The sequence below is a fragment of the Cupriavidus sp. 2KB_3 genome (assembly GCF_052115685.1).
Classification (GTDB): Bacteria; Pseudomonadota; Gammaproteobacteria; order Burkholderiales; family Burkholderiaceae; genus Cupriavidus; species Cupriavidus campinensis.
The window spans coordinates 76,405-99,056 of record NZ_JBFRHD010000017.1; the positions used below are offsets into that span (position 1 = coordinate 76,405).

Here is a 22,652-nt window from a genome sequence, read left to right on the forward strand (position 1 = left end):
TCTTAACGACGCATGACCTTTTCAGACGGGGTCAGCGCCTCGATGTACGCCGGGCGGCTGAAGATCCGTTCCGCATACTTGAGCAGCGGCGCGGCGTTCTTCGACAGCTCGATACCGTAGTGATCCAGGCGCCACAGCAGCGGCGCGATGGCGACGTCGAGCATCGAAAACTCTTCGCCGAGCATGTACTTGTTCTTCACGAAGATCGGTGCGAGCTGTGTCAGGCGGTCACGAATCGCGGCGCGGGCGCGCTCGTGATTCTTCTCGGCGGCCTTGCCCTTCTCGTTCTCGAGCACGTACACGTGGGTGAACAGTTCCTTTTCGAAATTGAACAGGAACAGACGGGCGCGCGCACGCTGCACCGGGTCGGCCGGCATCAGCTGCGGGTGCGGGAAGCGCTCGTCGATATATTCGTTGATGATGTTCGATTCGTACAGGATCAGGTCACGTTCGACGAGGATCGGCACCTGGCCGTACGGGTTCATCACCGAAATATCTTCCGGCTTATTGAACAGGTCAACGTCGCGGATTTCGAAATCCATGCCCTTTTCGAACAGGACAAGGCGGCAACGTTGGGAAAACGGGCAAGTCGTACCCGAATACAACACCATCATGGTTGAATTCCTTGGGTGTAAAGTCGCCGGATGCAGTGCATGACGGCGAACTTGGCAGCGCTAGATCGGACAGGGCAAACATTCTGTCAGAACGCCCCATCGAAAAGCAAATAAGTTACAAATAGCGAAAGCGACGCCCAAGCCACCTGCACTGCCGATCCGCAACGGAAAAGGGCCGGCGCGGTGCTGCAACAGTGCAACTTCCGCGCCGACCCTGCCGGCCACTGCAGACGGCTGTTACAACTTACTTCACGTCCTTCCAGAATGCCGCGTTCAGGCGCCAGGCGAAGACCGTGAACACGCCGAGGAACAGCAGCACCCATACGCCCAGGCGCTTGCGGTGGCTCTGCGCCGGTTCGGCCATCCAGTTCAGGTAGTTCACGATGTCGGCTGCGGCCTGGTCATATTCCTGCGTGCTCAGCTTGCCCGGGGTGACCTGCTCGAAGCCGGTGAACTTGTGCACTTTCTGGCCGTGTTCTTCCACTTCGGCGAACTTGGCCGTGCGCTGGCCCTGCAGTTCCCACAGCACGTGCGGCATGCCGACAGCCGGGAAGACGAGGTTGTTCCAGCCCGTGGCGCGCGTGTCGTCACGGTAGAAGGTACGCAGGTAGGTGTAGAGCCAGTCGTTGCCGCGGGCGCGGGCGATGACCGACAGGTCCGGCGGCATGGCGCCGAAGAACGTCTTGGCGTCCTTCGGCGGCATCGCGATCGTCATCGTCTCGCCCACCTTCTCGGCCGTGAAGAGCAGGTTCTGACGGATCTGGTCGTCCGTCAGTGCCAGGTCCTTGAGCCGGTTGTAGCGCATCATCGACGCACCGTGGCAGTTCAGGCAGTAGTTGACGAACAGCTTGGCACCGCGCTGCAGCGACGATACGTCGCTGGTGTCGAGCGGCGCCGGCTCCAGGGGGTAGCCCCCCTCGGAAGCCATCGCGGGCATGGCCGCGAAGCACGCGCCGACCAGTGCGAAGATCGAAAGCAACTTTTTCATCTTGTGTCCTTGTCCTCTTTTGGGGGTCGCGCGGCGCTTAGTGCGGATGGAACGTGACACGCTCCGGCACCGGCTTGAACTCGCCGGCACGGCTCCACAGCGGCATGGTCAGGAAGAAGGCGAAGTACAGCAGCGTACCGAGCTGCGACACCTTCTCACCCACCGGCGACGGCGGTTGTACGCCCAGGTAGCCGAGGACCAGGAACACCACCACGAAGACCATCAGAATGGTCTTATGGAAGGCGGGACGATAGCGGATGGACTTGACCGGCGAGCAGTCGAGCCAGGGCATGAAGAACAGCACGACCACCGAGCCACCCATCACCAGTACGCCCCAGAACTTGGCGTCGATGAAGTAGAAGCCCGCCGCCAGGATCACGAGGATCGCCACCGAGCCGATCTTCACGCGCACATCCTTGCTGCGCAGGACCACCATGCCCAGCACCACCGCGAAGAACAGCCACAGCACCGGAAGGAAGTTCGACGTCGTGGCGCGCAGCATCGAATAGAACGGGGTGAAGTACCAGACCGGCGCGATGTGCGGCGGCGTCTTCAGCGGATCGGCCGGGAAGAAGTTGTTGGCCTCGAGGAAATAGCCGCCCACTTCCGGGAAGAAGAAGATTACCGCCGAGAAGAAGAACAGGAAGCCGCCCACGCCCAGCAGGTCATGCACCGAGTAGTAGGGGTGGAACGGGATGCCATCCAGCGGGATGCCGTTCTCGTCCTTCTTGGCCTTGATCTCCACGCCGTCCGGGTTGTTGGAGCCCACTTCGTGCAGCGCGATGATGTGCGCCACGACCAGGCCCAGCAGCACCAGCGGCACCGCAATCACGTGGAACGAGAAGAAGCGGTTCAGCGTGGCATCACTCACCACATAGTCGCCGCGGATGAACAGCGACAGGTCCTGGCCGATCACCGGGATCGCCGAGAAGAGGTTCACGATCACCTGCGCACCCCAGTACGACATCTGGCCCCATGGCAGCAGGTAGCCCATGAACGCCTCGGCCATCAGGCACAGGAAGATCAGGCAGCCGAAGATCCAGACCAGTTCACGCGGCTTGCGGTAGGAACCGTACAGCAGCCCACGGAACATGTGGAGGTAGACCACGACGAAGAACGCCGAGGCGCCGGTGGAGTGCATGTAGCGCACCAGCCAGCCCCACGGTACCTCGCGCATGATGTATTCGACGCTGGCGAACGCCACTGGAATGCCGGCTGCGTTGAGCGTGCCGTCCGGCTTGTAGTTCATCACCAGGAAGATGCCGGTGACGATCTGGATCACGAGGACCAGCAGCGCCAGCGAGCCGAAGAAATACCAGAAGTTGAAGTTCTTCGGCGCGTAGTACTTGGAGAGATGATCTTCCCAGAGCTGGGTGGCGGGGAAACGGGCGTCGATCCAGCCCAGCAGCCCGGTGGTCTTGACTTCTTTTTCGGCCGCCATGATCAGGCTTCTCCTTTCTCGTCCTTGCCGATCACGATCTTGGTGTCGGACAGGAACTGGTACGGGGGGACGTCAAGGTTCTGCGGGGCCGGCTTGTTCTTGAACACGCGGCCCGCCAGGTCGAACGTCGAGCCATGGCAGGGGCAGAGGAAACCGGGATCGGCGCCGAGCTGGGGGTTGGCGCCGGACGCGAACGGACCGGACGGCGAGCAGCCAAGGTGGGAACAGATGCCGACGACGACCAGCAGATCCTTGTGTTCGGCACGGGAGCGGGTTTCGTTCTTGCAATAGTCCGGCGTCTCCATCGTGAATGGCACAGCGGACTTCGGATCAGCCACCTCGCTATCGGTTTTCTGGAGCGAGGCCAGCATTTCGGGGGTACGACGAAGAATCCAGACCGGCTTGCCACGCCATTCCACGGTCATCATCTCGCCGGGCTTGAGGCCACCGACATCGGCCTCGACAGGTGCCCCGGCGGCTTTGGCCTTCTCCGACGGTGCAAAGGTACTGACAAAGGGCACTGCTACTGCTACGCCTCCTACGCCGCCCGCGACAGATGTCGCGATCAACCAATTGCGGCGACCTTTGTCCACGTTCTTCACGTTTTGCTGGTCACTCATTCCAAACCCCAGGGGATGTCATCAATTAGATCTTGCGTCAACCAAAAATTATACCTGAGGCACATCCCGCGACGATAGGCGAACTACCGATAGCCGACTGGTCGATAATCGGTCATGGCAGCGCGAATCCCGCGCGCGGGCTTGCGCTCAGGGGTGCGATGATGCAGTCTTTGTCAAACGCAAACGTTAATCTGAAACAACAAAGCGGAGAATAACCAATGAGCATGATCAGCGAATTCCGGACTTTTGCGATGCGCGGCAACGTGATTGATCTTGCCGTCGGCGTGATCATCGGCGCAGCTTTCGGCAAGATCGTGGATTCCGTCGTCAATGACCTGATCATGCCAGTGATCGGCCGCATCATCGGCAAACTGGACTTCTCGAACATGTTCGTCATGCTTGCGGACCCGCCTCCCGGCGTGCCGCATACGCTCGATGCGCTGAAGAAAGCCGGCGTGCCGGTCTTCGCGTACGGCAACTTTCTCACCATCGTGGTGAACTTCGTCATCCTCGCGTTCATCATCTTCATGATGGTCCGCGCCTTCAACCGGATGGCCGCGAAGCACGAGGAGCCGGCGGCGCCGGCGGCCACGCCCGAGGATATCGTGCTGTTGCGCGAGATCCGCGACAGCCTGAAGACGCCACGCGCCTGACCGCGCGCCGCGCCCGGAGCCCGGCTCAGACCGGGTTCGGAATATCGATGAAAGTATGGCGCAGCCCGAAACGCTGCGCCAGGTGCTCCCCCACCGCGCGGATGCCGTAGCGCTCCGTGGCGTGATGGCCAGCGGCCAGGTAGGCCACGCCGCTCTCACGCGCGAGGTGCGTGGTCTGCTCCGAGACCTCCCCACTCAGGTACACATCGACGCCAGCCGCCACGGCGGCGTCGAAATAGCCTTGCGCGCCGCCCGTGCACCAGCCCACCTTGCGGATCGTCTGATCGGGGTCGCCAATCGCCAGCGGCTCGCGCTGGAGCACCGCACCGACATGCGCGGCTAGCGCGCGCAGGGGCATCGGCTGCGGCAGCGTGCCGGTCCAGCCCAGTTGATCATCGCTGAAACGGCCGTTCGGCATAAAGCCGAGCTGCAGGCCCAGCTGCGCGTTATTCCCCAGTTCGGGATGGTTATCCAGCGGCAAGTGGAAAGCCATCAGGTTGACGTCGGCACCAAGCAGCCGTTTCAGGCGCGCATGTTTCTGGCCGATGACCCGAGCATCCTCGTTTTTCCAGAAATAGCCGTGATGGACCAGGATGGCATCGGCGCCAGCCTCGATCGCCGCGTCGACGAGGGCCAGGCTGGCCGTCACGCCGGTCACCACGTGGGTGATCTCCGATCTACCTTGCACTTGGAGGCCGTTCGGGCAATAGTCCTTGAAACGGGAAACTTCCAGTAGATCGTTCAAGTACAATTCAAGCTCTTTTGTTTTCATTTTCTGCTCAAAACTCCAATATGTTGCGCCGATTCTGGCTGTTTTTCGCCCAGGCTGTCACCGTGGTGCTGGCCGTGTGGTTCGTCGTGGCCACGCTGAAACCCGAGTGGCTGCAGCGCGGGCGGGTGGCCGTGCAATCGGGCTCACCGATTGTGGCACTGAAGGAAGTGGTGCCGAGTGTGACGGGTTCCGCGGCCGAGGGCTCTTATAGTGACGCTGCGCGCCAGGCCATGCCTGCGGTGGTGAATATCTTCACGAGCAAGAACGGCTCGCGACGGTCGCCCAATCCGCAAACCGAGGATCCCTGGTTCCGGTTCTTCTTTGGCGACCGGCTGCCGGAGCGCCAGGAACCGGTGTCCAGCCTGGGCTCGGGCGTGATTGTCAGCGCCGAGGGTTATATTCTAACCAACCACCACGTGGTGGACGGCGCCGACGAGATCGAGATTGCCCTGACCGACGGCCGCAAGGCCAACGCCAAGGTCGTGGGGTCGGACCCGGAAACCGACCTGGCCGTGCTCAAGGTCACACTCAAGGACCTGCCGGCAATCACGCTGGGCCGGATCGAGAACGTGAAGGTCGGCGACGTGGTGCTGGCCATCGGCAACCCGTTCGGGGTCGGCCAGACCGTGACGATGGGTATCGTCTCGGCGCTGGGCCGCAGCCACCTGGGCATCAACACCTTCGAGAACTTCATCCAGACCGATGCGGCGATCAACCCCGGCAACTCGGGCGGTGCGCTGGTTGACGCACAGGGCAACCTGCTCGGGATCAACACGGCAATCTACTCGCGCTCGGGCGGCTCGCTGGGGATTGGCTTCGCGATTCCCGTCTCGACAGCCAAGCAGGTGATGGAATCCATCATTTCGTCCGGCACGGTCACGCGCGGCTGGATTGGTGTGGAGCCGCAGGACCTGACGCCCGAGATCGCCGAGTCGTTCGGGCTGGATGCCAAGGACGGCGCGCTGATCGCGGCAGTGGTCCAGGGTGGACCGGCGGACAGGGCCGGGGTGAAGCCGGGTGATGTGCTGGTATCGGTGGATAACCAGGTGATCTCAGATACCACCGCGCTGCTCAATGCGATTGCTCAGCTCAAGCCGGGCGCCGACGTCAAGATGAAGGTGATCCGGCGCGGCAAACCTGCTGACGTCACAGTGACCATCGGCAAGCGCCCTCCCCCGCCACGGCGCGCGATGCCGCTGGATGAGGAAGAGTAGGACTGAGTGAAAGGCTGACGGAAGGCTGAACTGCAGCTGAAGCAACAGGAAGCCCTGAACGCAAAAACCCCCGCCGGGAAACTGGCGGGGGTTTTTTGTTGGTGCGTGGTGCATTGCGCGTCGCGAGTGGGTCGGCCGATGGCGGCAGCGGCTGATCATTGCAGGCGCTACGGGTAGGCGCTGCAGCACGCCATGCGAGTTACAACGTAGAGGGCATCAAGGAGAAGGGGGACAACGTAACGAGCCTGGGTAACCAGGCTCGTTACGTTGCCCCACAAACCCGCGTCGCAAAACAAAACGCCGGCATCCTTTCGGATGCCGGCGTTCTGATCAAGCCGAATCTGATGCGGGCTTACACCCGCGTCAAATTAGAACTTGTGACGCACACCAACCACAGCGCCGAACTGGTTCGACGAACCGCTGGTCGTGCCGAAGGCCGAGCCAGCGATTGCGCCCGGACCACCCGACGAGACGCCCAGGGTCGAGCCGTCCTTGTTCTTGCTGTAAGCCAGGTTCAGGTAGGCGTCGGTACGCTTCGAGAAAGCGTAGTCCGTCGACACCACGAACAGCCACGGATCAGCACCGGTATTGCGGAAGTCTTGGTAGTAAGCCGAGCCCGTCAGCGACAGAGCCGGGGTCAGTTGGTAACCCATGCCCAGCCAGTACAGGTTCGAGACGTTGGCGATGGTCGTCACGCCGCCGTCCGTGCTCGTGCCGCCTGCCAGACGCGCGTTGTCCAGCGCGTGAGCGTAACGGTAGCCGGCAAACACCTTGGCCGGGCCGAAAGCGTACGTACCACCAACCGAAGCGCGTTGGATCTTGGCACGGGTGTTGTCGACGCCGGCGCCAAGCGTCGGGTTGCCCAGGTTGGTTTCGTCAAAAATCGCGCCGAGCGAGAACGGGCCAGCTGCGTAGATCAGGCTGGCGCTGTATGCGCGGCCAGTCTTGTACGAACCCGGAACTTCGCCCGAGATGCCCTGGTAGGCGTTAGCCGTACCAACGGTGTTGGCGCCCGTGCTGTACAGCAGCGAGGCGGTCAGGCCACCGAACTTGCCGATGTACTTCAGCGAGTTGTCGGCGCGAGCTGCGAAGCCACCGTCTTGCGACGTGATCGAGTAGTTCGTCGAAATGGCCATCGGGTCGAAGGCCAGACCGAAGTCATAGAACGGGGTCTGGTGACGGCCCAGGCTCAGCGTGCCGTAGTTGCTTTGCAGACCGACGAAGGCTTGACGACCGAACAGACGGCCACCTTGGCCCGAGGTGCCGGTGTCAAGGTTGAAACCGCTTTCCAGAACGAACACGCCCTTCAGGCCGCCGCCCAGATCTTCCACACCGCGCAGGCCCCAACGGCTGCCGGACATGTTACCCGAGGTCAGGCGCACAACGTCGTGGCTGCCGCCGCTCGTGGTGGGCTGGTGGTTCGCGTACTCGATACCGGCGTCAACCACACCGTACAGGGTCACGCTCGACTGGGCATACGCACCGCCGGCGGCCATGGCGGCAACGGCAGCTGCAAACAGTTTCATCTTCATATCGACACTTTCCTTGTCAACTGATTGGGAAATCTTGGTTGCCCAAGTGCTTGGGCGACGCATTAACCTTCACGTCTGCGTCGTATTATGTGACACCCCCCCTGCCCGCCAGAAGACTTTTTCGCCGTAAACACGGTTTACCAACGTGGTTTGTTGTCATCCAGCAACAACAAACGCAGCATTTTTCCCCACGTTGGTGCAAAACCGCCCATTCGGACGTGGCAGAAACATCTCCGTTACAAGTAACGGGGAACTCAGTCGGCGGGATTTTCGCCCGGAGCGGGCGTACCAAGCGGCTGCTTGGTCACAAATCGGGCGAGCAACAGGCCCAGTTCATATAGCGCGATCAGCGGCACCGCGAGCAGCAACTGCGACATCACATCGGGCGGTGTCACCACGGCGGCGACGATGAAAGCCCCGACGATCACATACGGGCGGATCTGCTTCAGTTTCTCGAGCTCCACCACGCCAAATCGCACCAGGACGATGACCACCACCGGCACTTCGAAGGTAATACCGAAGGCCAGGAACGTCGTCATGGCGAAACTCAGGTATTTATCGATGTCCGTGGACATGTCCGCACCCAATGGCGCGTTGTAATGCGCCATGAAATGGAACACCGTGGGAAACACGAGGAAATAGGCAAACGCCACGCCGCACAGGAACAGCAGGTAGCTGCTGCTCACCAGCGGCATGATCAGTTTCTTCTCATGCTGATACAGGCCCGGCGCCACGAATTGCCAGATCTGATAGAGCACCCACGGCAGTGCGATCAGGAATGCCACGAGCATCGTCACCTTCATCGGCACGAAGAACGAGCCGGTGACGTCGGTCACGATCATCCTGCCGCCCTTCGGCAGCGATTCCATCAGCGGCGCGGAGAACAGGTTGAAGATCTGCGGCGCCCAGTAGACCAGGCCGAGGAAGACGATGATGACCCCCGCTACCGCCTTGACCAGCCGCTCGCGCAGCTCGATCAGGTGGGAGATGAAGGTTTCCTGCTGGGATTCGTCGTTGGGGTCTTGGGAGGGGGAGTCGCTCATGGCGTAGCCGCTTCAGCCGCGCTGGCTGGCATCGTAGTTATCGTGGCGGCGGCCGCCAGCCTGTACGGCGGCGGTACGGCGCTGCACGGCATGGTTACTCGAAGAACGAGCGGGAGCGTCCGGTGGGCGGGCGGTGCCGCTTCACACGTGCGGCACCAGACTGCACCCACACGCGCGTACTCTGCTGACGCTTGAACCAGATCGGCCGCGCGCCCTGCTTGACGCGCCAGCTCTTGCGTCCGTTGTGCAACTTGTGCGCGGCGTCCCAGCTTGGCACGTAGCCGCCACCCACGCCGGGGCTGCCGGCGTCGGAAGCCGCCGTATCGGTGCCGCCCAGCGCCTCGTTGAGCGCCTGGGTCTGCTCGTTCACTTCTTTGTGGATCGTGCGCTCGACATCGCGCGCGGCGTCCTCGAACTCCGTGCGCATCTTGCGCAGTTCGTCCAGTTCCACCTCGCGGCTGACTTCCGCCTTCACATCATTGATATAGCGCTGCGCGCGCCCGACGAGCGCGCCCACGGTGCGTGCCACCTTGGGCAGCCGTTCGGGACCGATCACGATGAGCGCCACGGCGCCAATCAGTGCCAGCTTGGAAATGCCGAGATCGATCATGCGGACATGGAGCCAGGGACACGAGGGGGGCGGGCCGCATTGAACGCGGCCGCCATGAAGAATTCAGGCAATTCGGCTTACTGCTGGCGCGACTTGTCCTTGGCTTCCACGTCGATCGTGGTGGTATCGCGCAGTTCCTTGGCCGGAGCGCCCGGCTCCTCGGCCGCGTTGGCGTTGCCGTCCTTCATGCCGTCCTTGAAGCCCTTGACCGCGCCACCCAGGTCGGTGCCGATGTTGCGCAGCTTCTTGGTGCCGAACACGAGCATGACGATGACCAGCACGATCAGCCAGTGCCAAATGCTAAACGAACCCATTTCTTGCTCCTGATGAAGCCGCGGGCGATGGAGATTGGCCGCCCGGCCCCGTAGTTCCGTCCCTCAAAGGCCGCGTCGGGCGACGGTTGCCGACGCAGCACGTGGCCGGGACGCGAGTCCCGGTCCGCTGATACTCTGGCTGCCCCGATTGCTCAGGGCGCCGGTGCCTTCCACTGTTCGCGCGGGCCGCCGAGCACGTGGACATGGAGGTGGTACACCTCCTGCCCGCCGTCCGGGCCGGTGTTGATTACCGTCCGGAAGCCGTTATCGCAGCCAGCCTGGCGCGCCAGTTCAGGCACCTTGAGCATTATTCTAGCAAGCACATCCCCCTCGCCGGGTCCGCAATCCGCCAGCGAATCGACGTGAGTCTTCGGAATCAGCAGGAAGTGTACCGGTGCCTTGGGATGGATGTCGTGAAATGCCAGCAGCTCGTCGTCCTCGTACAGCTTGTTCGACGGAATCTGTCCGGCCACGATCTTGCAGAAAATGCAATTGTCCTGAGATTTCATGACGTTTTTGTTGCGGGATGTCGGATCGTCGCGTTCTCAGAACTGCTGGTCCGGATACATGGGCTTGCGGTCGTTCAGGTACAGCCAACCCTTGACGATACGATACAGCATCCAAAGTGACAACACGCACCACATCACCCAGGCCACCGGCGCCAGCAGGATGGTGAAGAACAGGACCCAGCTCAGCGCGAACCAGAGTACCGACCACCAGAACGTGCGGATCTGCCAGGCGAAATGCGAGGCATACAACGTGCCGCGCGTGTCGTCGCGCTTCACATAGTTCACCACGATCGCGATCAGCGCCGTGATGCCGCCCGTCAGCCAGAAAATGGCGTAGAGCGCATACAGGATATGCGTCAGCTTGCGCAGGCTGCTCTGCCTGTCGTCGTCAGCCGTGGTAGTGACTTGCGTGGTGGTGTCAGTCGCCATCGTGCCCTCCAGCGTCCGTTGCGTGCATTGCGCGCGGCGCGGGACGATTCCCGCGCCCACATGCGCATTATGCTACGCCTTGCGGCTCGCCTTCTCGGCCAGGCCGGAAAGTCCCTCGCGCCGCGCCAGTTCGCCCACCACGTCGGCCGGGCTCAGCCCGAAGCGCGCCAGCAGCACCATGGTGTGGAACCACAGATCGGCCACCTCGTAGACCACCTTGCCGGTGGCCTCGGCGCTCAGGCCGGCGGCGCGGGCGTCCTTGGCGGCCATCACGGTCTCGGTGGCTTCCTCGCCAATTTTCTTCAGGATGGCGTCGTCGCCCTTGTGGAACAGCTTGGCCACGTAGGACTTGTCCGGATCGCCGCCGTTCTCGGGCTTGCGGGACTCGAGCGTAGCGGCCACGCGCGCCAGCACATCGGCCAGGTCCGCCGGGACGGCGGGGTTCGGGGTATCGCTCATGGTTATTTGGCGTAGATGGTGGAGGGGTCCTTGAGCACCGGCTCCACGGTCTGCCAGTCGCCCGACTCCACATCGCCCTCGAATTTCTGAAAGAAGCACGAGTGACGGCCGGTGTGGCAGGCGATGCTGTCCACCTGGGTCACCTTCAGCAGCACCACGTCCTCGTCGCAATCCAGGCGCATCTCATGAACCTTCTGCACGTGGCCCGATTCCTCGCCCTTGTGCCAGAGCCGCTTGCGCGAGCGCGACCAGAACACGGCCTCGCCCAGTTCCACGGTGCGCTGGAGCGCCTCGCGGTTCATGAACGCAAACATCAGCACATCGTTCGAGCCGACTTCCTGGACGATCACCGGCACCAGGCCGTTATCGTCCCACTTCACCTTGTTCAGCCACTTCTTCGCCATGATCACATCCGGACGGGAATGCCCTCGCGGGCCATGAATGCCTTGGCCTCGCCCACCGTGTGCTGGCCATAGTGGAAGATGCTGGCCGCCAGCACCGCGTCGGCGTGGCCCAGACGGATGCCGTCGGCCAGGTCCTGCAGGCTGCCCACGCCGCCCGAGGCGATCACGGGCACCGGCACGGCGTCGCTGACGGCACGGGTCAGTTCCAGGTCGAAGCCGCTCTTGGTGCCGTCGCGGTCCATGCTGGTCAGCAGGATCTCGCCGGCGCCGCGCGCGGCCATTTCCTTCGCCCATGCCACCGCGTCCAGGCCGGTGGCCTTGCGGCCGCCGTGCGTGAAGACTTCCCAACGCGGCGGCTCGCCCGGCGCGGAACTGCGCTTGGCGTCGATGGCCACCACGATGCACTGCGAGCCGTACTTGCCCGTGGCATCGGATACCAGTTGCGGATTGGCGATGGCCGAGGAGTTCACGCTGATCTTGTCCGCTCCGGCGTTGAGCAGCCGGCGCACGTCTTCCACGGCGCGCACGCCGCCACCCACGGTCAGCGGAATGAACACCTGCGAGGCCACCGCCTCGATGATGTGGAGGATCAGGTCGCGGCCGTCGCTGGTCGCCGTGATGTCGAGAAAAGTGATTTCATCGGCACCTTGCTCGTCATAGCGGCGCGCGATCTCGACCGGGTCCCCTGCGTCGCGGAGTTCGACGAAGTTGACTCCCTTGACCACCCGCCCGTTGGTCACGTCCAGGCAGGGGATGATACGTTTGGCTAACATGGGTTTCCTTGCCGCCCGCCCCTTGCCGGGTGGCGGCGTCTTGCCCGGCGCACCCGCGCCGGGGCGGCTTACTCTTCGCCCAGCTTGTCCGCGCGCGCCTGCGCCTCGGTAAAGTTGAGGTCGCCGGAGTAGATGGCACGGCCGCAGATCACGCCTTCCACGCCTTCGCGCTCCACCGCGCACAGTTGCTCGATGTCGGTCAGGTTGGACAGCCCACCGCTGGCGATCACCGGGATCGACATCGACTGCGCCAGCTTCACCGTGGCGTCGATATTGATGCCCTGGAGCATGCCGTCGCGGCCGATGTCGGTGTAGATGATGGCCTCGACGCCGTAATCCTCGTACTTGCGTGCCAGATCCGCCACTTCGTGGCCGGTCAGCTTGCTCCAGCCATCGGTGGCCACCTTGCCGTCCTTGGCATCGAGCCCGACGATGATGTGGCCGCCGAAGGCCGAGCAGGCGTCCTTCAGGAAGCCGGGGTTCTTGACCGCCGCGGTGCCGATGATGACGTACGACAGCCCGTCATCCAGCCAGCGCTCGATGGTGTTGAGGTCGCGGATACCGCCGCCCAGCTGAACGGGGATCTCGTCGCCCACCTCGGCGATGATGGCCTTGATGGCGGCCTCGTTGCGGGGCTTGCCGACAAATGCGCCGTTGAGGTCGACCAGATGCAGGCGACGCGCGCCCTGGTTGACCCAGTGACGTGCCATGGCGGCGGGATCTTCGGAAAAGACGGTGGCCTGGTCCATGTCGCCTTGTTTAAGGCGTACACACTGACCGTCCTTCAGGTCGATGGCCGGAATGAGCAACATAAGCGTGACGAGCGTGGTGGTTGTGTAAAAAGGAAAAAGGCAGCGATGCCGGCGCGAGCGCCGGTGGGCTCAGGTCATGTCAGTTTGGCAGTTGGATGCGCAGTCTGGTCGGTGGCTCTGAACGATCGCTGGTCAGTATCGGGGCGCTTCGGTTCTCGGGGTGCTTCTCACGCGCTTCGCGGCGCGTTACGGATTCCAGTGCACGAAATTCCGGTAAAGCTGCAAACCCATCGCGGCGCTCTTCTCCGGGTGGAACTGCGTGGCGAAAATATTATCGCGTGCCACCGCGCTGGTAAACACGCCACCGTAGTAGGTTTCGCCCGCGATGTGCGACGCATCCTGCGCGCGCACATAGTAACTGTGGACGAAATAGAACCAGCTCTCGTCCGGAATCCCCTGCCAGAGCGGGTGCGCGCGCGACTGCCGCACGCGGTTCCAGCCCATCTGGGGCACCTTGAAGCGCGAGCCGTCGGGCTGCGTCAGCCCTTCCAGCTCGAAACGGACCACTTCGCCCGGCATCAGCGCCAGGCACGGCGTGGCGGCGTTGCCAGTGCGACTTTCGGTGCTACGGTCGAACAGCATCTGTTCGCCAACGCACACGCCCAGCAGCGGCTTGCTCGCGGCCGCCTCCACCACGGCCTCCTGCAGCCCGGACGCGCCCAGCGCGCCCATGCAGTCGGGCATGGCGCCCTGCCCCGGCAGCACCACGCGGTCCGCCGCGCGGATGGCCTCGGGCCGATCCACCACCTGGACATCCGCTTCCGGTGCCGCGGCGCGCAACGCCTGCGCCACCGAGCGCAGGTTGCCCATGCCGTAATCCACAATTGCTATGGTAGTCATGATTTCAAAACAGGCAACAATGTCTTCAGCCCGTCCACAATGAACTCGACGGCCAGCGCCGACAGGATCAAACCCATCAGACGCGTGCCAATATTGATCCCGGTGCGCCCCATCACCCGTGCGATGGGGTCCGCCGCGCGGAACGTCAGGTACACCACGGCCCCCAGCACCACGCCAATCCCCACCAGCACCAGCGACTGCCACCAGTGCGCCGACTTGCCGGCATAGACGATCACCGTGCTGATGGACCCCGGCCCGGTCAGCAGCGGAATCGCCAGCGGCACCACCGCGATGCTGGCCTTGGCGTCGGCCTCGTCCTCTTCCTCGGGCGTGGCCTTGGTGCGGCTGGTCTGCGCGTTCAGCATGTTCATGGCCATCATGATCATGATCAGCCCGCCTCCCACCTGCAGCGACGCCACCGAGATATTGAAGAACTCGATGATCTGCTGCCCCAGCAGCGCCGAAACCGCCACCACGATCGCCACCGACATCGACGCCGTCTTGATGGTACGCAGCTTTTCCGCTTCCGTCTGCTGACTGGTCAGGCTGATGAAGAACGGGATCGCCCCGATCGGATTGATCAGCGCCAGCAGCGAGATAAAGGACTTGAGCGTATCCATCGGTTGCGCGGTTGGGTGAGCCTCAGCGGGCGCCGCAACCGGCCGGCACGCCCTCAGGTTCGGGTCGGGCCCGGCAGCGGGCCCCTCGCCTTATGCCTTAAAGCGTCCCTTTTGTCGATGGAATCGTGTTGCCCGCGCGCGGGTCGAGCTCCACCGCCATGCGCAGCGCCCGCCCGAAGGCTTTGAACACCGTTTCGCATTGATGGTGGGCATTGATGCCGCGCAGGTTGTCGATATGGAGCGTCACGCCGGCGTGATTGACGAAACCTCGGAAAAATTCGATGGTCAGGTCCACGTCGAAGCTGCCCACGCGCGCACGGGTGAACGGCACGTGGAATTCCAGGCCGGGGCGGCCCGAGAAGTCGATCACCACGCGCGACAGGCACTCGTCCAGCGGCACGTAGCTGTGGCCGTAGCGGGTGATGCCCTTCTTGTCGCCGATCGCCTTGGCCACGGCCTGGCCGAGCGTGATGCCGACGTCTTCCACGGTGTGGTGGTCGTCGATATGCAGGTCGCCGCGGGCCTCGACTTCGAGGTCGACCATGCCATGGCGGGCAATCTGGTCCAGCATGTGGTCGAGGAACGGCACGCCGGTGGCCAGCTTCTGGCGACCGGTGCCATCAAGATTCAGCGAAACGCGGATCTGCGTTTCCGAGGTATCGCGGGTGACCTCTGCTACACGCATGGTGGGGTTAATCCTGCAATGAAGCGGCAAATGCTTCAAGAAACTGCGCGTTTTCTTCGGGTGTGCTGACCGTCACGCGCAGACAGTTGGCCAGCAATGCGTGCATTTTACTCACGTTCTTGATCAATACCTTCCGCGCGAGCAGTCGGTCGAACGTCTGTGCCGCATCCGCCACGCGGATCAGCAGGAAATTGGCGGCGCTCGGGAACACGGTCACGCCCGGCTGGGCCGCCATCGCCTCGGCCAGCCGGTCGCGTTCGGCGCGCAGCTGGGCCGCCTGCTCGTCGAGCACATCCACATGTTCGAGCGCGAACAGCGCGGTGGCCTCGGTCAGCACGTTGACGTTGTACGGCGGGCGCACCTTGTCCAGTTGCGCCAGCCATTCGGGCGCGCCGGCCACGTAGCCGAGCCGGATGCCGGCCAGGCCCAGCTTCGACACCGTGCGCATGACCAGCAGATTGCCGAATTCGGTCAGGCGCGGCATCCAGCTTTCCTGGGCGAACGGCTGGTAGGCCTCGTCCACCACCACCAGGCTGTGGCAGACCTCGCCCTGGGCGGCGCGGACGATAGCCTCCATGTCGGCCGCATCGAACAGGTTGCCAGTGGGGTTGTTCGGATAGGCGAGATAGATGATGGCCGGCTTGTGCTCGGCCATGGCAGCCAGCATCGCGGCGCGGTCCAGGGTGAAATCGGCGCGCAGCGGCACGCCGACGAATTCCAGCCCGGCGAACTGCGCCGACATCGCATACATGACGAAGCCCGGCACCGGCGCCAGCACCTTGGCGCCGGGGCGCGCGGCCGCCAGCGACAGCATGCTGATGATCTCGTCCGAGCCGTTGCCCAGCAGCACGTCCATGCCAGCCGGCACGTCCATGACCTCGCGCAGCCGGGCGCGCAGCGCCTCGCTGCTCGGCACCGGGTAGCGGTTCAGCGCCACCTCGCCAAGCCGCGCGGCCAGCTGGTCGCGCAGCGCGGGTGGCAGGCGGTACGGATTCTCCATGGCGTCCAGCTTCACCAGACCGTGCGAGTCCGCCACGTGGTAGGCGCCCATGGCGCGTACGTCGTCACGGATGATGCGTTCGATCAGGGAAGGGTCTACGGCCGACATGAAAAGTCCTTTATGTTCAAAGAGTTGCGCGCGCTGGCATCAGCCGCGCTTGAAACGGTATTCCGCGCTGCGGGCGTGGGCCTGGAGGCCCTCGCCATAGGCGAGTTCGGCGGCGATCTGTCCCAGCATCTGCGCGCCGCCCTCGCTGACCTCGATCAGGCTCGAGCGCTTCTGGAAGTCGTACACGCCCAGCGGCGACGAGAAGCGCGCCGTGCGCGAGGTCGGCAGCACGTGGTTCGGGCCGGCGCAGTAGTCGCCGAGCGACTCGCTGGTGTAGCGGCCCAGGAAGATGGCGCCGGCGTGGCGGATCTTCTCGCTCCACTGGCGCGGGTTCTCGGCGGAGATCTCCAGGTGTTCCGGGGCGATGGCATTGGCGATCTCGCACGCCTCCTCCATATCGCGCACCTTGATCAGCGCGCCCCGGCCCGCCAGCGAGGCATGGATCACCTCGCGGCGCGGCATGGTCGGCAGCTGGCGGCGGATGCTCGCCTCCACGCGGTCCAGGTATTCGGCGTCCGGGCACAGCAGGATCGACTGCGCCAGTTCATCGTGCTCGGCCTGCGAGAACAGGTCCATCGCTACCCAGTCCGGGTCGGTGGTGCCATCGCAGATCACCAGGATCTCGGACGGCCCGGCGATCATGTCGATGCCGACCGTGCCGAACACGCGGCGCTTGGCCGCCGCCACGTAGGCGTTGCCCGGGCCGACGATCTTGTCCACCTGCGGCAGCGTGGCCGTACCGTAGGCCAGCGCGCCCACGGCCTGGGCGCCGCCGATCGTGAACACCCGGTCCACGCCGGCAATATGCGCGGCGGCCAGCACCAGCTCGTTGCGCACGCCGCCGGGCGTGGGCACGACCATGATCACTTCCTTCACGCCGGCCACACGGGCCGGAATGGCGTTCATCAGCACCGACGACGGATACGCGGCCTTGCCGCCCGGCACGTACAGGCCCACGCGGTCCAGCGGGGTCACCTTCTGGCCCAGCATCGTGCCGTCGGCCTCGGTGTATTCCCAGCTATGGCTGCCGCATTCGATCTTCTGCTTCTCGTGGTAGGCCCGCACGCGCGCGGCGGCAGCCTCCAGCGCGGCGCGGCGCTTCGGCTCCAGGTCTTCCAGCGCCGCTTCCAGTGCGGACTGCGACAGCTCCAGCGCGCCCATCGAGGCCGCCTCCAGGCGGTCGAAGCGGCGCGTGTATTCGAGCACGGCGTCGTCGCCGCGCTGGCGCACATCGGCCAGGATCTCGGCCGCGGCGCGGTCGATGGCTTCGTCCTCGGACGCCTCGAACGCCAGCACCTGGCGCAGCGCGTGCGCGAAGCCCGGCTCCGCCGCGTCCAGCCGGCGTATCGACAGGTTATCCATTTCGCTTTCGTTCATGACTTCCTTCCTCACGGGCACCCCGGGTGCGGCAATGCCTCAGGCGAGCGCCGCCGAGGCCCGTTCAAATGCTTCGAGAATCGGCGTGAGCCGTTCCCGCTTGAGCTTGAGCGCGGCCTGGTTGACCACCAGCCGCGACGAAATCTGCACGATCTCTTCCACTTCGACGAGGTTGTTGGCGCGCAGCGTGCCGCCAGTGCTCACCAGGTCGACGATGGCATCGGACAGGCCCACCAGCGGGCCCAGCTCCATCGAGCCGTACAGCTTGATCAGGTCGACGTGCACGCCCTTCTTGGCGAAGTGCTCGCGCGCCGTCTGCACGTACTTGGTGGCCACGGCCAGCCGCGCGCCCTGGCGCACCGCGTTGGCGTAGTCGAAACCGGCCGGCACCGCCACCGACATGCGGCAGCGGGCGATATTCAGGTCGATCGGCGCGTACAGCCCGGTCATGCCGGTTTCCATCAGCACGTCCTTGCCCGCCACGCCGAAGTCCGCCGCGCCGTACTGCACGTAGGTCGGCACGTCCGAGGCGCGCACGATGATCACGCGCACCGCCGGGTCCGACGTCGGCAGGATCAGCTTGCGCGACGTCTCCGGGTCTTCGGTCACGTGGATGCCGGCGGCCGCCAGCAGCGGCAGCGTCTCGGAGAAGATGCGGCCCTTGGACAGCGCCAGCGTAAGCTGGTCGGGCGAGGCGTTGAAAGCTGGGCTCATCGTACGTTCTTCAATTCTTCGTGCAGTGTTTCAGGGGCCGTCTCAGGCAATGCGGCGGATCTTCGCGCCCACGGCCGACAGCTTGGCTTCCATGCGGTCGTAGCCGCGGTCCAGATGGTAGATGCGGTCGATGACGGTCTCGCCATCGGCCACCAGGCCGCCAATCACCAGGCCGGCCGAGGCGCGCAGGTCGGTGGCCATCACGCTCGCGCCGGACAGGCGCGGCACACCGGTCACCACGGCCGTGTTGCCTTCGGCGGTGATGTTGGCGCCCAGGCGGTTCAGCTCCTGCACGTGCATGAAGCGGTTCTCGAAAATCGTCTCGGTGATCCGCGCAGTGCCTTCGGCCACGGCGTTGAGCGCCATGAACTGGGCCTGCATGTCGGTCGGGAAGGCCGGATATTCCGAGGTGCGGAAGCTCACGGCCTGCGCGCGGCGCGGCATGGCCAGGCGAATCCAGTCGTCGCCGGTCTCGATCGTGGCGCCGGCTTCGCGCAGCTTGATCAGCACGGCGTCCAGGATGGTCGGCGGGATGTCGCGCAGGGTCACGTCGCCCAGCGTGGCCGCGGCCGCGCAGAGGAAGGTGCCGGCCTCGATGCGGTCTGCCACCACGGCGTGGCGCGCGCCGTGCAGGCGGTCCACGCCCTGCACCACCAGGCGGTCGGTACCGATGCCATCGATCTTCGCACCCATCTTCACCAGCAGGTTGGCCAGGTCGGTCACCTCGGGCTCGCGCGCGGCGTTCTCCAGCACGGTCTCGCCCTCGGCCAGCGTGGCGGCCATCAGCAGGTTCTCGGTGCCGGTCACGGTGATCATGTCCGTCACCACGCGCGCGCCCTTCAGGCGGCTGGCGCGGGCGTGGATAAAGCCGTGCTCGATGGTGATCTCGGCGCCCATCGCCTGCAGGCCCTTGATGTGCTGGTCCACCGGCCGCGCGCCGATGCCGCAGCCGCCCGGCAGGGAGACGCGGGCCTCGCCGAAGCGCGCCACCAGCGGCCCCAGTACGAGGATCGACGCGCGCATGGTCTTCACCAGCTCGTACGGCGCTTCCGGGGCGTTGATGTCGGCGGCGGCCAGCGTGGCCGTGGCGCCATCAATGTCGGCCCGGGTGCCCATCTGGCGCAGCAGCTTGAGCATCGTGCGCGTGTCCTGCAGGTTCGGCACGTTGTCGATGGTGATGGCATCGGCGGTCAGCAGGCTGGCGCACAGGATCGGCAGCGCCGCATTCTTGGCGCCCGAAACCCGGATCTCGCCTTTGAGCGGGCCGTTGCCCTCGATCTGGAATTTGTCCATGTTGTGTCGGTATTCGTTATGCAGCGTTAGGCGGCGTGATGCGTCCCGGGACGGACATCAGGCAGCGCCCGACCCGGCCTTCCATTCGGCCGGGGTCAGCGTCTTCATCGACAGCGCATGGATTTCGGCGCGCATGCGGTCGCCCAGCGCCGCGTAGACGCGCTGGTGCCGCTGGATCAGGCGCTTGCCGTCGAACTCCGCGCTGACGATGGTGGCAAAGAAGTGCTGGCCGTCGCCTTCCACTTCCAGATGGTCGCAGGGCAACCCTTGGGCAATGTATTCCCTGACTTGTTCCGGTGTAGGCAGCATGTCTGTCTCTTGTGAATTTGTGTCGATCGCGGGGTGGCTGGCTTTAGTGACGCAACGTAGTGACGCAACTCAGTGGCGCAGCTTGTAGCCGGTGCTGAGCAGCCGCAGCGCCAGCCCGGCCAGCACCGCGAAGGACACGGCCACCACGGCCAGGCTGTGCAGGGGCGGCACGTCCGATACGCCAAAGAAGCCGTAGCGGAACCCGTCGATCATGTAGAAGAACGGGTTGGCGTGCGACACCGCCTGCCAGAACGGCGGCAGCGAGTGAATCGAATAGAACACGCCGGACAGGAACGTCGCCGGCATGATCAGAAAATTCTGAAAAGCGGCCAGCTGGTCGAACTTTTCGGCCCAGATACCCGCAATCAGCCCCAACGTACCGAGAATGCCAGCCCCGCCCAGTGCGAAGACCAGGATCCAGACGACGTTGTACACATGCAGGTGCGCGAACCACGCCGTCACCAGCAGCACGCCCAGCCCCACGCTCAGGCCACGGATGACCGACGCCGCCACGTAGGCGCCGAACATCTCCCAGTGGGACAGCGGCGGCAGCATGATGAACACCAGGTTTCCGGTGATCTTGGACTGGATCAACGACGACGAACTGTTCGCAAACGCATTCTGGAGAATGCTCATCATCACCAGCCCCGGCACCAGGAAAGCGGTATAGCTGATCTGGTCGTACACGCGCACGCGGTCTTCCAGCACATGGCCGAAGATCAGCAGGTACAGCACGGCGGTCAGCACCGGCGCGGCCACGGTCTGGAACGCCACCTTCCAGAAACGCAGCACTTCCTTGTAGAGCAGCGTGCGGAAGCCGACGAAGCCGCCGACCGCCATGGCATCCAGCCGGGCTTTGTCGGTCAGGTCGGACAGCTCCGAAGCGCGATTGTCGAGTTGGTCGATAGGTCGGGTCATGCCGCTGCCTCCAGGGACGCATCGGGCACCGCGCCCGGCATGTGCCCTTCTCGCCGCATGATCTGGACGAACACGTCTTCGAGGTCGGCCTTGCTGATTTCCATGTCTTCCACTTCGCAGCCAGCCTCGCGCAGCGCGGCCAGGATCGGTTCGACGGCTTCGTAGCCCGAAAGGCGCAGCCGGTGGGCGCGCTCGCCGGGGTTGGACGGCGTGCGCAGCGCCTCCAGGGCCGGCGGCAGGGTGCCGCGCGACAGCGTGAGCACCAGCTGCAGCCCCGCGAACTGGGTCAGCAGGTTGCTGGTGCGGTCCAGCGCCACCACCTCGCCAAACTTCAGCATGGCGATGCGGTCGCACAGCGCCTCGGCTTCCTCGAGATAGTGCGTGGTCAGGATGATCGTGTGACCTTCCTTGTTCAGGCGCGAGATGAACTTCCAGAGCGTCTGGCGCAGCTCCACGTCCACGCCGGCGGTCGGCTCATCGAGCACGATCACGGGCGGCCGGTGCACCAGCGCCTGCGCCACCAGCACGCGCCGCTTCATGCCGCCGGACAACTGGCGCATGTTGGCGTCCGCCTTGCTGGTGAGGTCCAGGTTGGCCATGATTTCGTCGATCCAGTCGTCGTTGCGCGTCAGGCCGAAATAGCCCGATTGCAGCCGCAACGTCTCCCGAACCGTGAAAAACGGATCGAAAACCAGTTCCTGGGGCACCACGCCGAGCATGCGGCGCGCCATGCGATAGTCGTCCACCACATCGTGCCCGAGCACGCTCACGCGACCCGAATCGGCGCGGTTCAGGCCCGCGAGGATCGAGATCAGCGTGGTCTTGCCGGCACCGTTGGGACCGAGCAGGCCGAAGAACTCGCCGCGCTCGACGGTGAAACTGACACCCTTGAGCGCCTGCAGGTTGCGGTAGCGCTTGCGGACATCGGTAATTTCGATGGCTTTCATGGCCGATGGTCTTGTGAGGGGCGCCTGGGCGGGCCGCCTCACTGGAGTTGGGGGGGACGTCCTTGAGGTTAGCCGCGCAGCACCTGGTGGAGCCGTGTCAGGACACTTGGGGGCGACTTGGGGACGAACAACCCGGAATTATAGGGGATGCGGGGGGTGTCTCGCTTTGGCCCGACCGGCCCCGCTACCGTTCCGACGCGGCGCCGGCCGCAGCCTGACGCCGGGGCATCGCATCGGCCGCGCCAATCACGCGCAGCCATGGATGCCGGTTCAATGTCGGTGGTGGTGGTGTTCCGGGTGGGAGATCGGCGCGGGCGGCAGGCCCAGCAGGCTTTCCACGCCATAAAGCGTGGCCAGCGAGGCCAGTTGCGGCGGCACGCCATGCAGTGCCAGCGCCTGACCACGAGCGGCGGCGGCGCGTTGCCACGCCAGCAGCACGGCCACGGCAGCCGAATCGACCTGCGCCAGCGTGCTGCAATCGACAGCCACATCGCCCTGGGACACGCGCGACAGCCCCTCACGCAGCACGGCGGCGGCGTTGCGGTTGGTCAGCGAGGTGCCGAGCGAAGGCATCAGATCGATCGAAGAAGGGAAAACAGGGGTCGGAAAACCCGGCGCCCACGCATATTTCTACGAGAAACAGGTTGGCGCCGA

The 22,652-nt window shown here is 64.4% G+C and carries 28 protein-coding genes; 2 read left to right on the plus strand and 26 right to left on the minus strand.

The genetic code is table 11. The features are described 5' to 3' along the window. Positions 1-2: 2 nt before the first annotated feature. From AB4120_RS18785 to petA, 4 genes are all read right to left on the minus strand, one after another. Positions 3-614, minus strand: a complete 612-nt coding sequence (locus AB4120_RS18785) for a glutathione S-transferase N-terminal domain-containing protein (protein WP_008643086.1) — start codon at positions 612-614, stop codon at positions 3-5. Between the two features lie 244 nt (positions 615-858). After that, positions 859-1,602, minus strand: a complete 744-nt coding sequence (locus AB4120_RS18790) for a cytochrome c1 (RefSeq protein WP_144200436.1) — start codon at positions 1,600-1,602, stop codon at positions 859-861. A gap of 37 nt (positions 1,603-1,639) precedes the next feature. Continuing rightward, positions 1,640-3,043: a cytochrome b gene (locus tag AB4120_RS18795; protein WP_144200434.1), complete on the minus strand. Its 1,404-nt coding sequence runs from the start codon at positions 3,041-3,043 to the stop codon at positions 1,640-1,642. A gap of 2 nt (positions 3,044-3,045) precedes the next feature. Next, positions 3,046-3,663 (minus strand): ubiquinol-cytochrome c reductase iron-sulfur subunit, encoded by a 618-nt coding sequence (gene petA, locus AB4120_RS18800; RefSeq protein ID WP_149137244.1) that lies wholly within the window; start codon positions 3,661-3,663, stop codon positions 3,046-3,048. Between the two features lie 218 nt (positions 3,664-3,881). Here petA and mscL point away from each other — a divergent pair, with 218 nt between their 5' ends. Further along, complete coding sequence (gene mscL / locus AB4120_RS18805; protein ID WP_144200430.1) at positions 3,882-4,316, plus strand: large conductance mechanosensitive channel protein MscL; 435 nt, start codon at positions 3,882-3,884, stop codon at positions 4,314-4,316. A 25-nt stretch (positions 4,317-4,341) separates the two neighbouring features. Here mscL and AB4120_RS18810 read toward each other — a convergent pair whose 3' ends face one another. Then, positions 4,342-5,088: a Nif3-like dinuclear metal center hexameric protein gene (locus AB4120_RS18810; protein ID WP_149137243.1), complete on the minus strand. Its 747-nt coding sequence runs from the start codon at positions 5,086-5,088 to the stop codon at positions 4,342-4,344. A gap of 20 nt (positions 5,089-5,108) precedes the next feature. Between AB4120_RS18810 and AB4120_RS18815 the strand changes: the two genes are divergently transcribed. After that, on the plus strand, positions 5,109-6,302 hold the full coding sequence (locus tag AB4120_RS18815; RefSeq protein WP_149137242.1) for a Do family serine endopeptidase: 1,194 nt from the start codon (positions 5,109-5,111) through the stop codon (positions 6,300-6,302). Positions 6,303-6,670: 368 nt separating this feature from the next. On the opposite strand, the gene AB4120_RS18820 is transcribed toward AB4120_RS18815, so the two are convergent. The 21 genes from AB4120_RS18820 to AB4120_RS18920 form a co-directional block, all read right to left on the minus strand. Next, on the minus strand, positions 6,671-7,834 hold the full coding sequence (locus tag AB4120_RS18820) for a porin (RefSeq protein ID WP_149137241.1): 1,164 nt from the start codon (positions 7,832-7,834) through the stop codon (positions 6,671-6,673). A gap of 254 nt (positions 7,835-8,088) precedes the next feature. Then, entirely contained in the window at positions 8,089-8,877 is a 789-nt protein-coding gene (gene tatC / locus AB4120_RS18825) for a twin-arginine translocase subunit TatC (RefSeq protein WP_149137240.1), read from the minus strand. 94 nt (positions 8,878-8,971) lie between these two features. Beyond that, positions 8,972-9,487: a Sec-independent protein translocase protein TatB gene (tatB, locus tag AB4120_RS18830; protein ID WP_149137239.1), complete on the minus strand. Its 516-nt coding sequence runs from the start codon at positions 9,485-9,487 to the stop codon at positions 8,972-8,974. Between the two features lie 77 nt (positions 9,488-9,564). Continuing rightward, a complete protein-coding gene (tatA, locus tag AB4120_RS18835; RefSeq protein ID WP_149137238.1) occupies positions 9,565-9,801 on the minus strand; it encodes a Sec-independent protein translocase subunit TatA in 237 nt (78 codons plus the stop codon). 152 nt (positions 9,802-9,953) lie between these two features. Next, positions 9,954-10,310 (minus strand): histidine triad nucleotide-binding protein, encoded by a 357-nt coding sequence (locus tag AB4120_RS18840; protein WP_149137237.1) that lies wholly within the window; start codon positions 10,308-10,310, stop codon positions 9,954-9,956. A 36-nt stretch (positions 10,311-10,346) separates the two neighbouring features. Continuing rightward, positions 10,347-10,739 carry a DUF4870 family protein gene (locus AB4120_RS18845; RefSeq protein ID WP_149137236.1) on the minus strand — a complete coding sequence of 131 codons (393 nt, stop codon included), beginning with the start codon at positions 10,737-10,739 and terminating at the stop codon, positions 10,347-10,349. A 72-nt stretch (positions 10,740-10,811) separates the two neighbouring features. After that, the gene (locus AB4120_RS18850; RefSeq protein ID WP_149137235.1) at positions 10,812-11,198 is read right to left on the minus strand and encodes a phosphoribosyl-ATP diphosphatase; all 387 of its coding nucleotides are present in this window, start codon (positions 11,196-11,198) and stop codon (positions 10,812-10,814) included. A 2-nt stretch (positions 11,199-11,200) separates the two neighbouring features. After that, a complete protein-coding gene (gene hisI / locus AB4120_RS18855; protein ID WP_092299274.1) occupies positions 11,201-11,602 on the minus strand; it encodes a phosphoribosyl-AMP cyclohydrolase in 402 nt (133 codons plus the stop codon). A 2-nt stretch (positions 11,603-11,604) separates the two neighbouring features. Further along, complete coding sequence (hisF, locus tag AB4120_RS18860; RefSeq protein ID WP_149137234.1) at positions 11,605-12,375, minus strand: imidazole glycerol phosphate synthase subunit HisF; 771 nt, start codon at positions 12,373-12,375, stop codon at positions 11,605-11,607. 68 nt (positions 12,376-12,443) lie between these two features. Next, the gene (gene hisA, locus AB4120_RS18865; protein ID WP_092299279.1) at positions 12,444-13,187 is read right to left on the minus strand and encodes a 1-(5-phosphoribosyl)-5-[(5-phosphoribosylamino)methylideneamino]imidazole-4-carboxamide isomerase; all 744 of its coding nucleotides are present in this window, start codon (positions 13,185-13,187) and stop codon (positions 12,444-12,446) included. Between the two features lie 186 nt (positions 13,188-13,373). Further along, entirely contained in the window at positions 13,374-14,027 is a 654-nt protein-coding gene (gene hisH, locus AB4120_RS18870) for an imidazole glycerol phosphate synthase subunit HisH (protein WP_441642706.1), read from the minus strand. Then, positions 14,024-14,647: a YchE family NAAT transporter gene (locus tag AB4120_RS18875; protein ID WP_144200409.1), complete on the minus strand. Its 624-nt coding sequence runs from the start codon at positions 14,645-14,647 to the stop codon at positions 14,024-14,026. Before AB4120_RS18875 ends, hisH begins: the two co-directional genes overlap by 4 nt. Positions 14,648-14,744: 97 nt before the next feature. Beyond that, on the minus strand, positions 14,745-15,332 hold the full coding sequence (gene hisB, locus AB4120_RS18880) for an imidazoleglycerol-phosphate dehydratase HisB (RefSeq protein WP_092299285.1): 588 nt from the start codon (positions 15,330-15,332) through the stop codon (positions 14,745-14,747). A gap of 7 nt (positions 15,333-15,339) precedes the next feature. Next, on the minus strand, positions 15,340-16,440 hold the full coding sequence (gene hisC / locus AB4120_RS18885; protein WP_149137233.1) for a histidinol-phosphate transaminase: 1,101 nt from the start codon (positions 16,438-16,440) through the stop codon (positions 15,340-15,342). A 39-nt stretch (positions 16,441-16,479) separates the two neighbouring features. After that, positions 16,480-17,817, minus strand: coding sequence for a histidinol dehydrogenase (hisD, locus tag AB4120_RS18890; RefSeq protein WP_149137232.1), 1,338 nt, complete (start codon positions 17,815-17,817; stop codon positions 16,480-16,482). 39 nt (positions 17,818-17,856) lie between these two features. Continuing rightward, the gene (hisG, locus tag AB4120_RS18895) at positions 17,857-18,531 is read right to left on the minus strand and encodes an ATP phosphoribosyltransferase (protein ID WP_092299294.1); all 675 of its coding nucleotides are present in this window, start codon (positions 18,529-18,531) and stop codon (positions 17,857-17,859) included. 42 nt (positions 18,532-18,573) lie between these two features. Next, on the minus strand, positions 18,574-19,824 hold the full coding sequence (murA, locus tag AB4120_RS18900; protein ID WP_149137231.1) for a UDP-N-acetylglucosamine 1-carboxyvinyltransferase: 1,251 nt from the start codon (positions 19,822-19,824) through the stop codon (positions 18,574-18,576). A 57-nt stretch (positions 19,825-19,881) separates the two neighbouring features. Further along, positions 19,882-20,133 carry a BolA family protein gene (locus tag AB4120_RS18905; protein ID WP_149137230.1) on the minus strand — a complete coding sequence of 84 codons (252 nt, stop codon included), beginning with the start codon at positions 20,131-20,133 and terminating at the stop codon, positions 19,882-19,884. A 69-nt stretch (positions 20,134-20,202) separates the two neighbouring features. Then, on the minus strand, positions 20,203-20,973 hold the full coding sequence (locus AB4120_RS18910; protein ID WP_149137642.1) for an ABC transporter permease: 771 nt from the start codon (positions 20,971-20,973) through the stop codon (positions 20,203-20,205). A 74-nt stretch (positions 20,974-21,047) separates the two neighbouring features. Beyond that, a complete protein-coding gene (locus tag AB4120_RS18915; protein ID WP_144200398.1) occupies positions 21,048-21,998 on the minus strand; it encodes an ABC transporter ATP-binding protein in 951 nt (316 codons plus the stop codon). A gap of 270 nt (positions 21,999-22,268) precedes the next feature. Continuing rightward, positions 22,269-22,571 (minus strand): STAS domain-containing protein, encoded by a 303-nt coding sequence (locus AB4120_RS18920; protein WP_149137229.1) that lies wholly within the window; start codon positions 22,569-22,571, stop codon positions 22,269-22,271. Between the last annotated feature and the right edge of the window lie 81 nt (positions 22,572-22,652).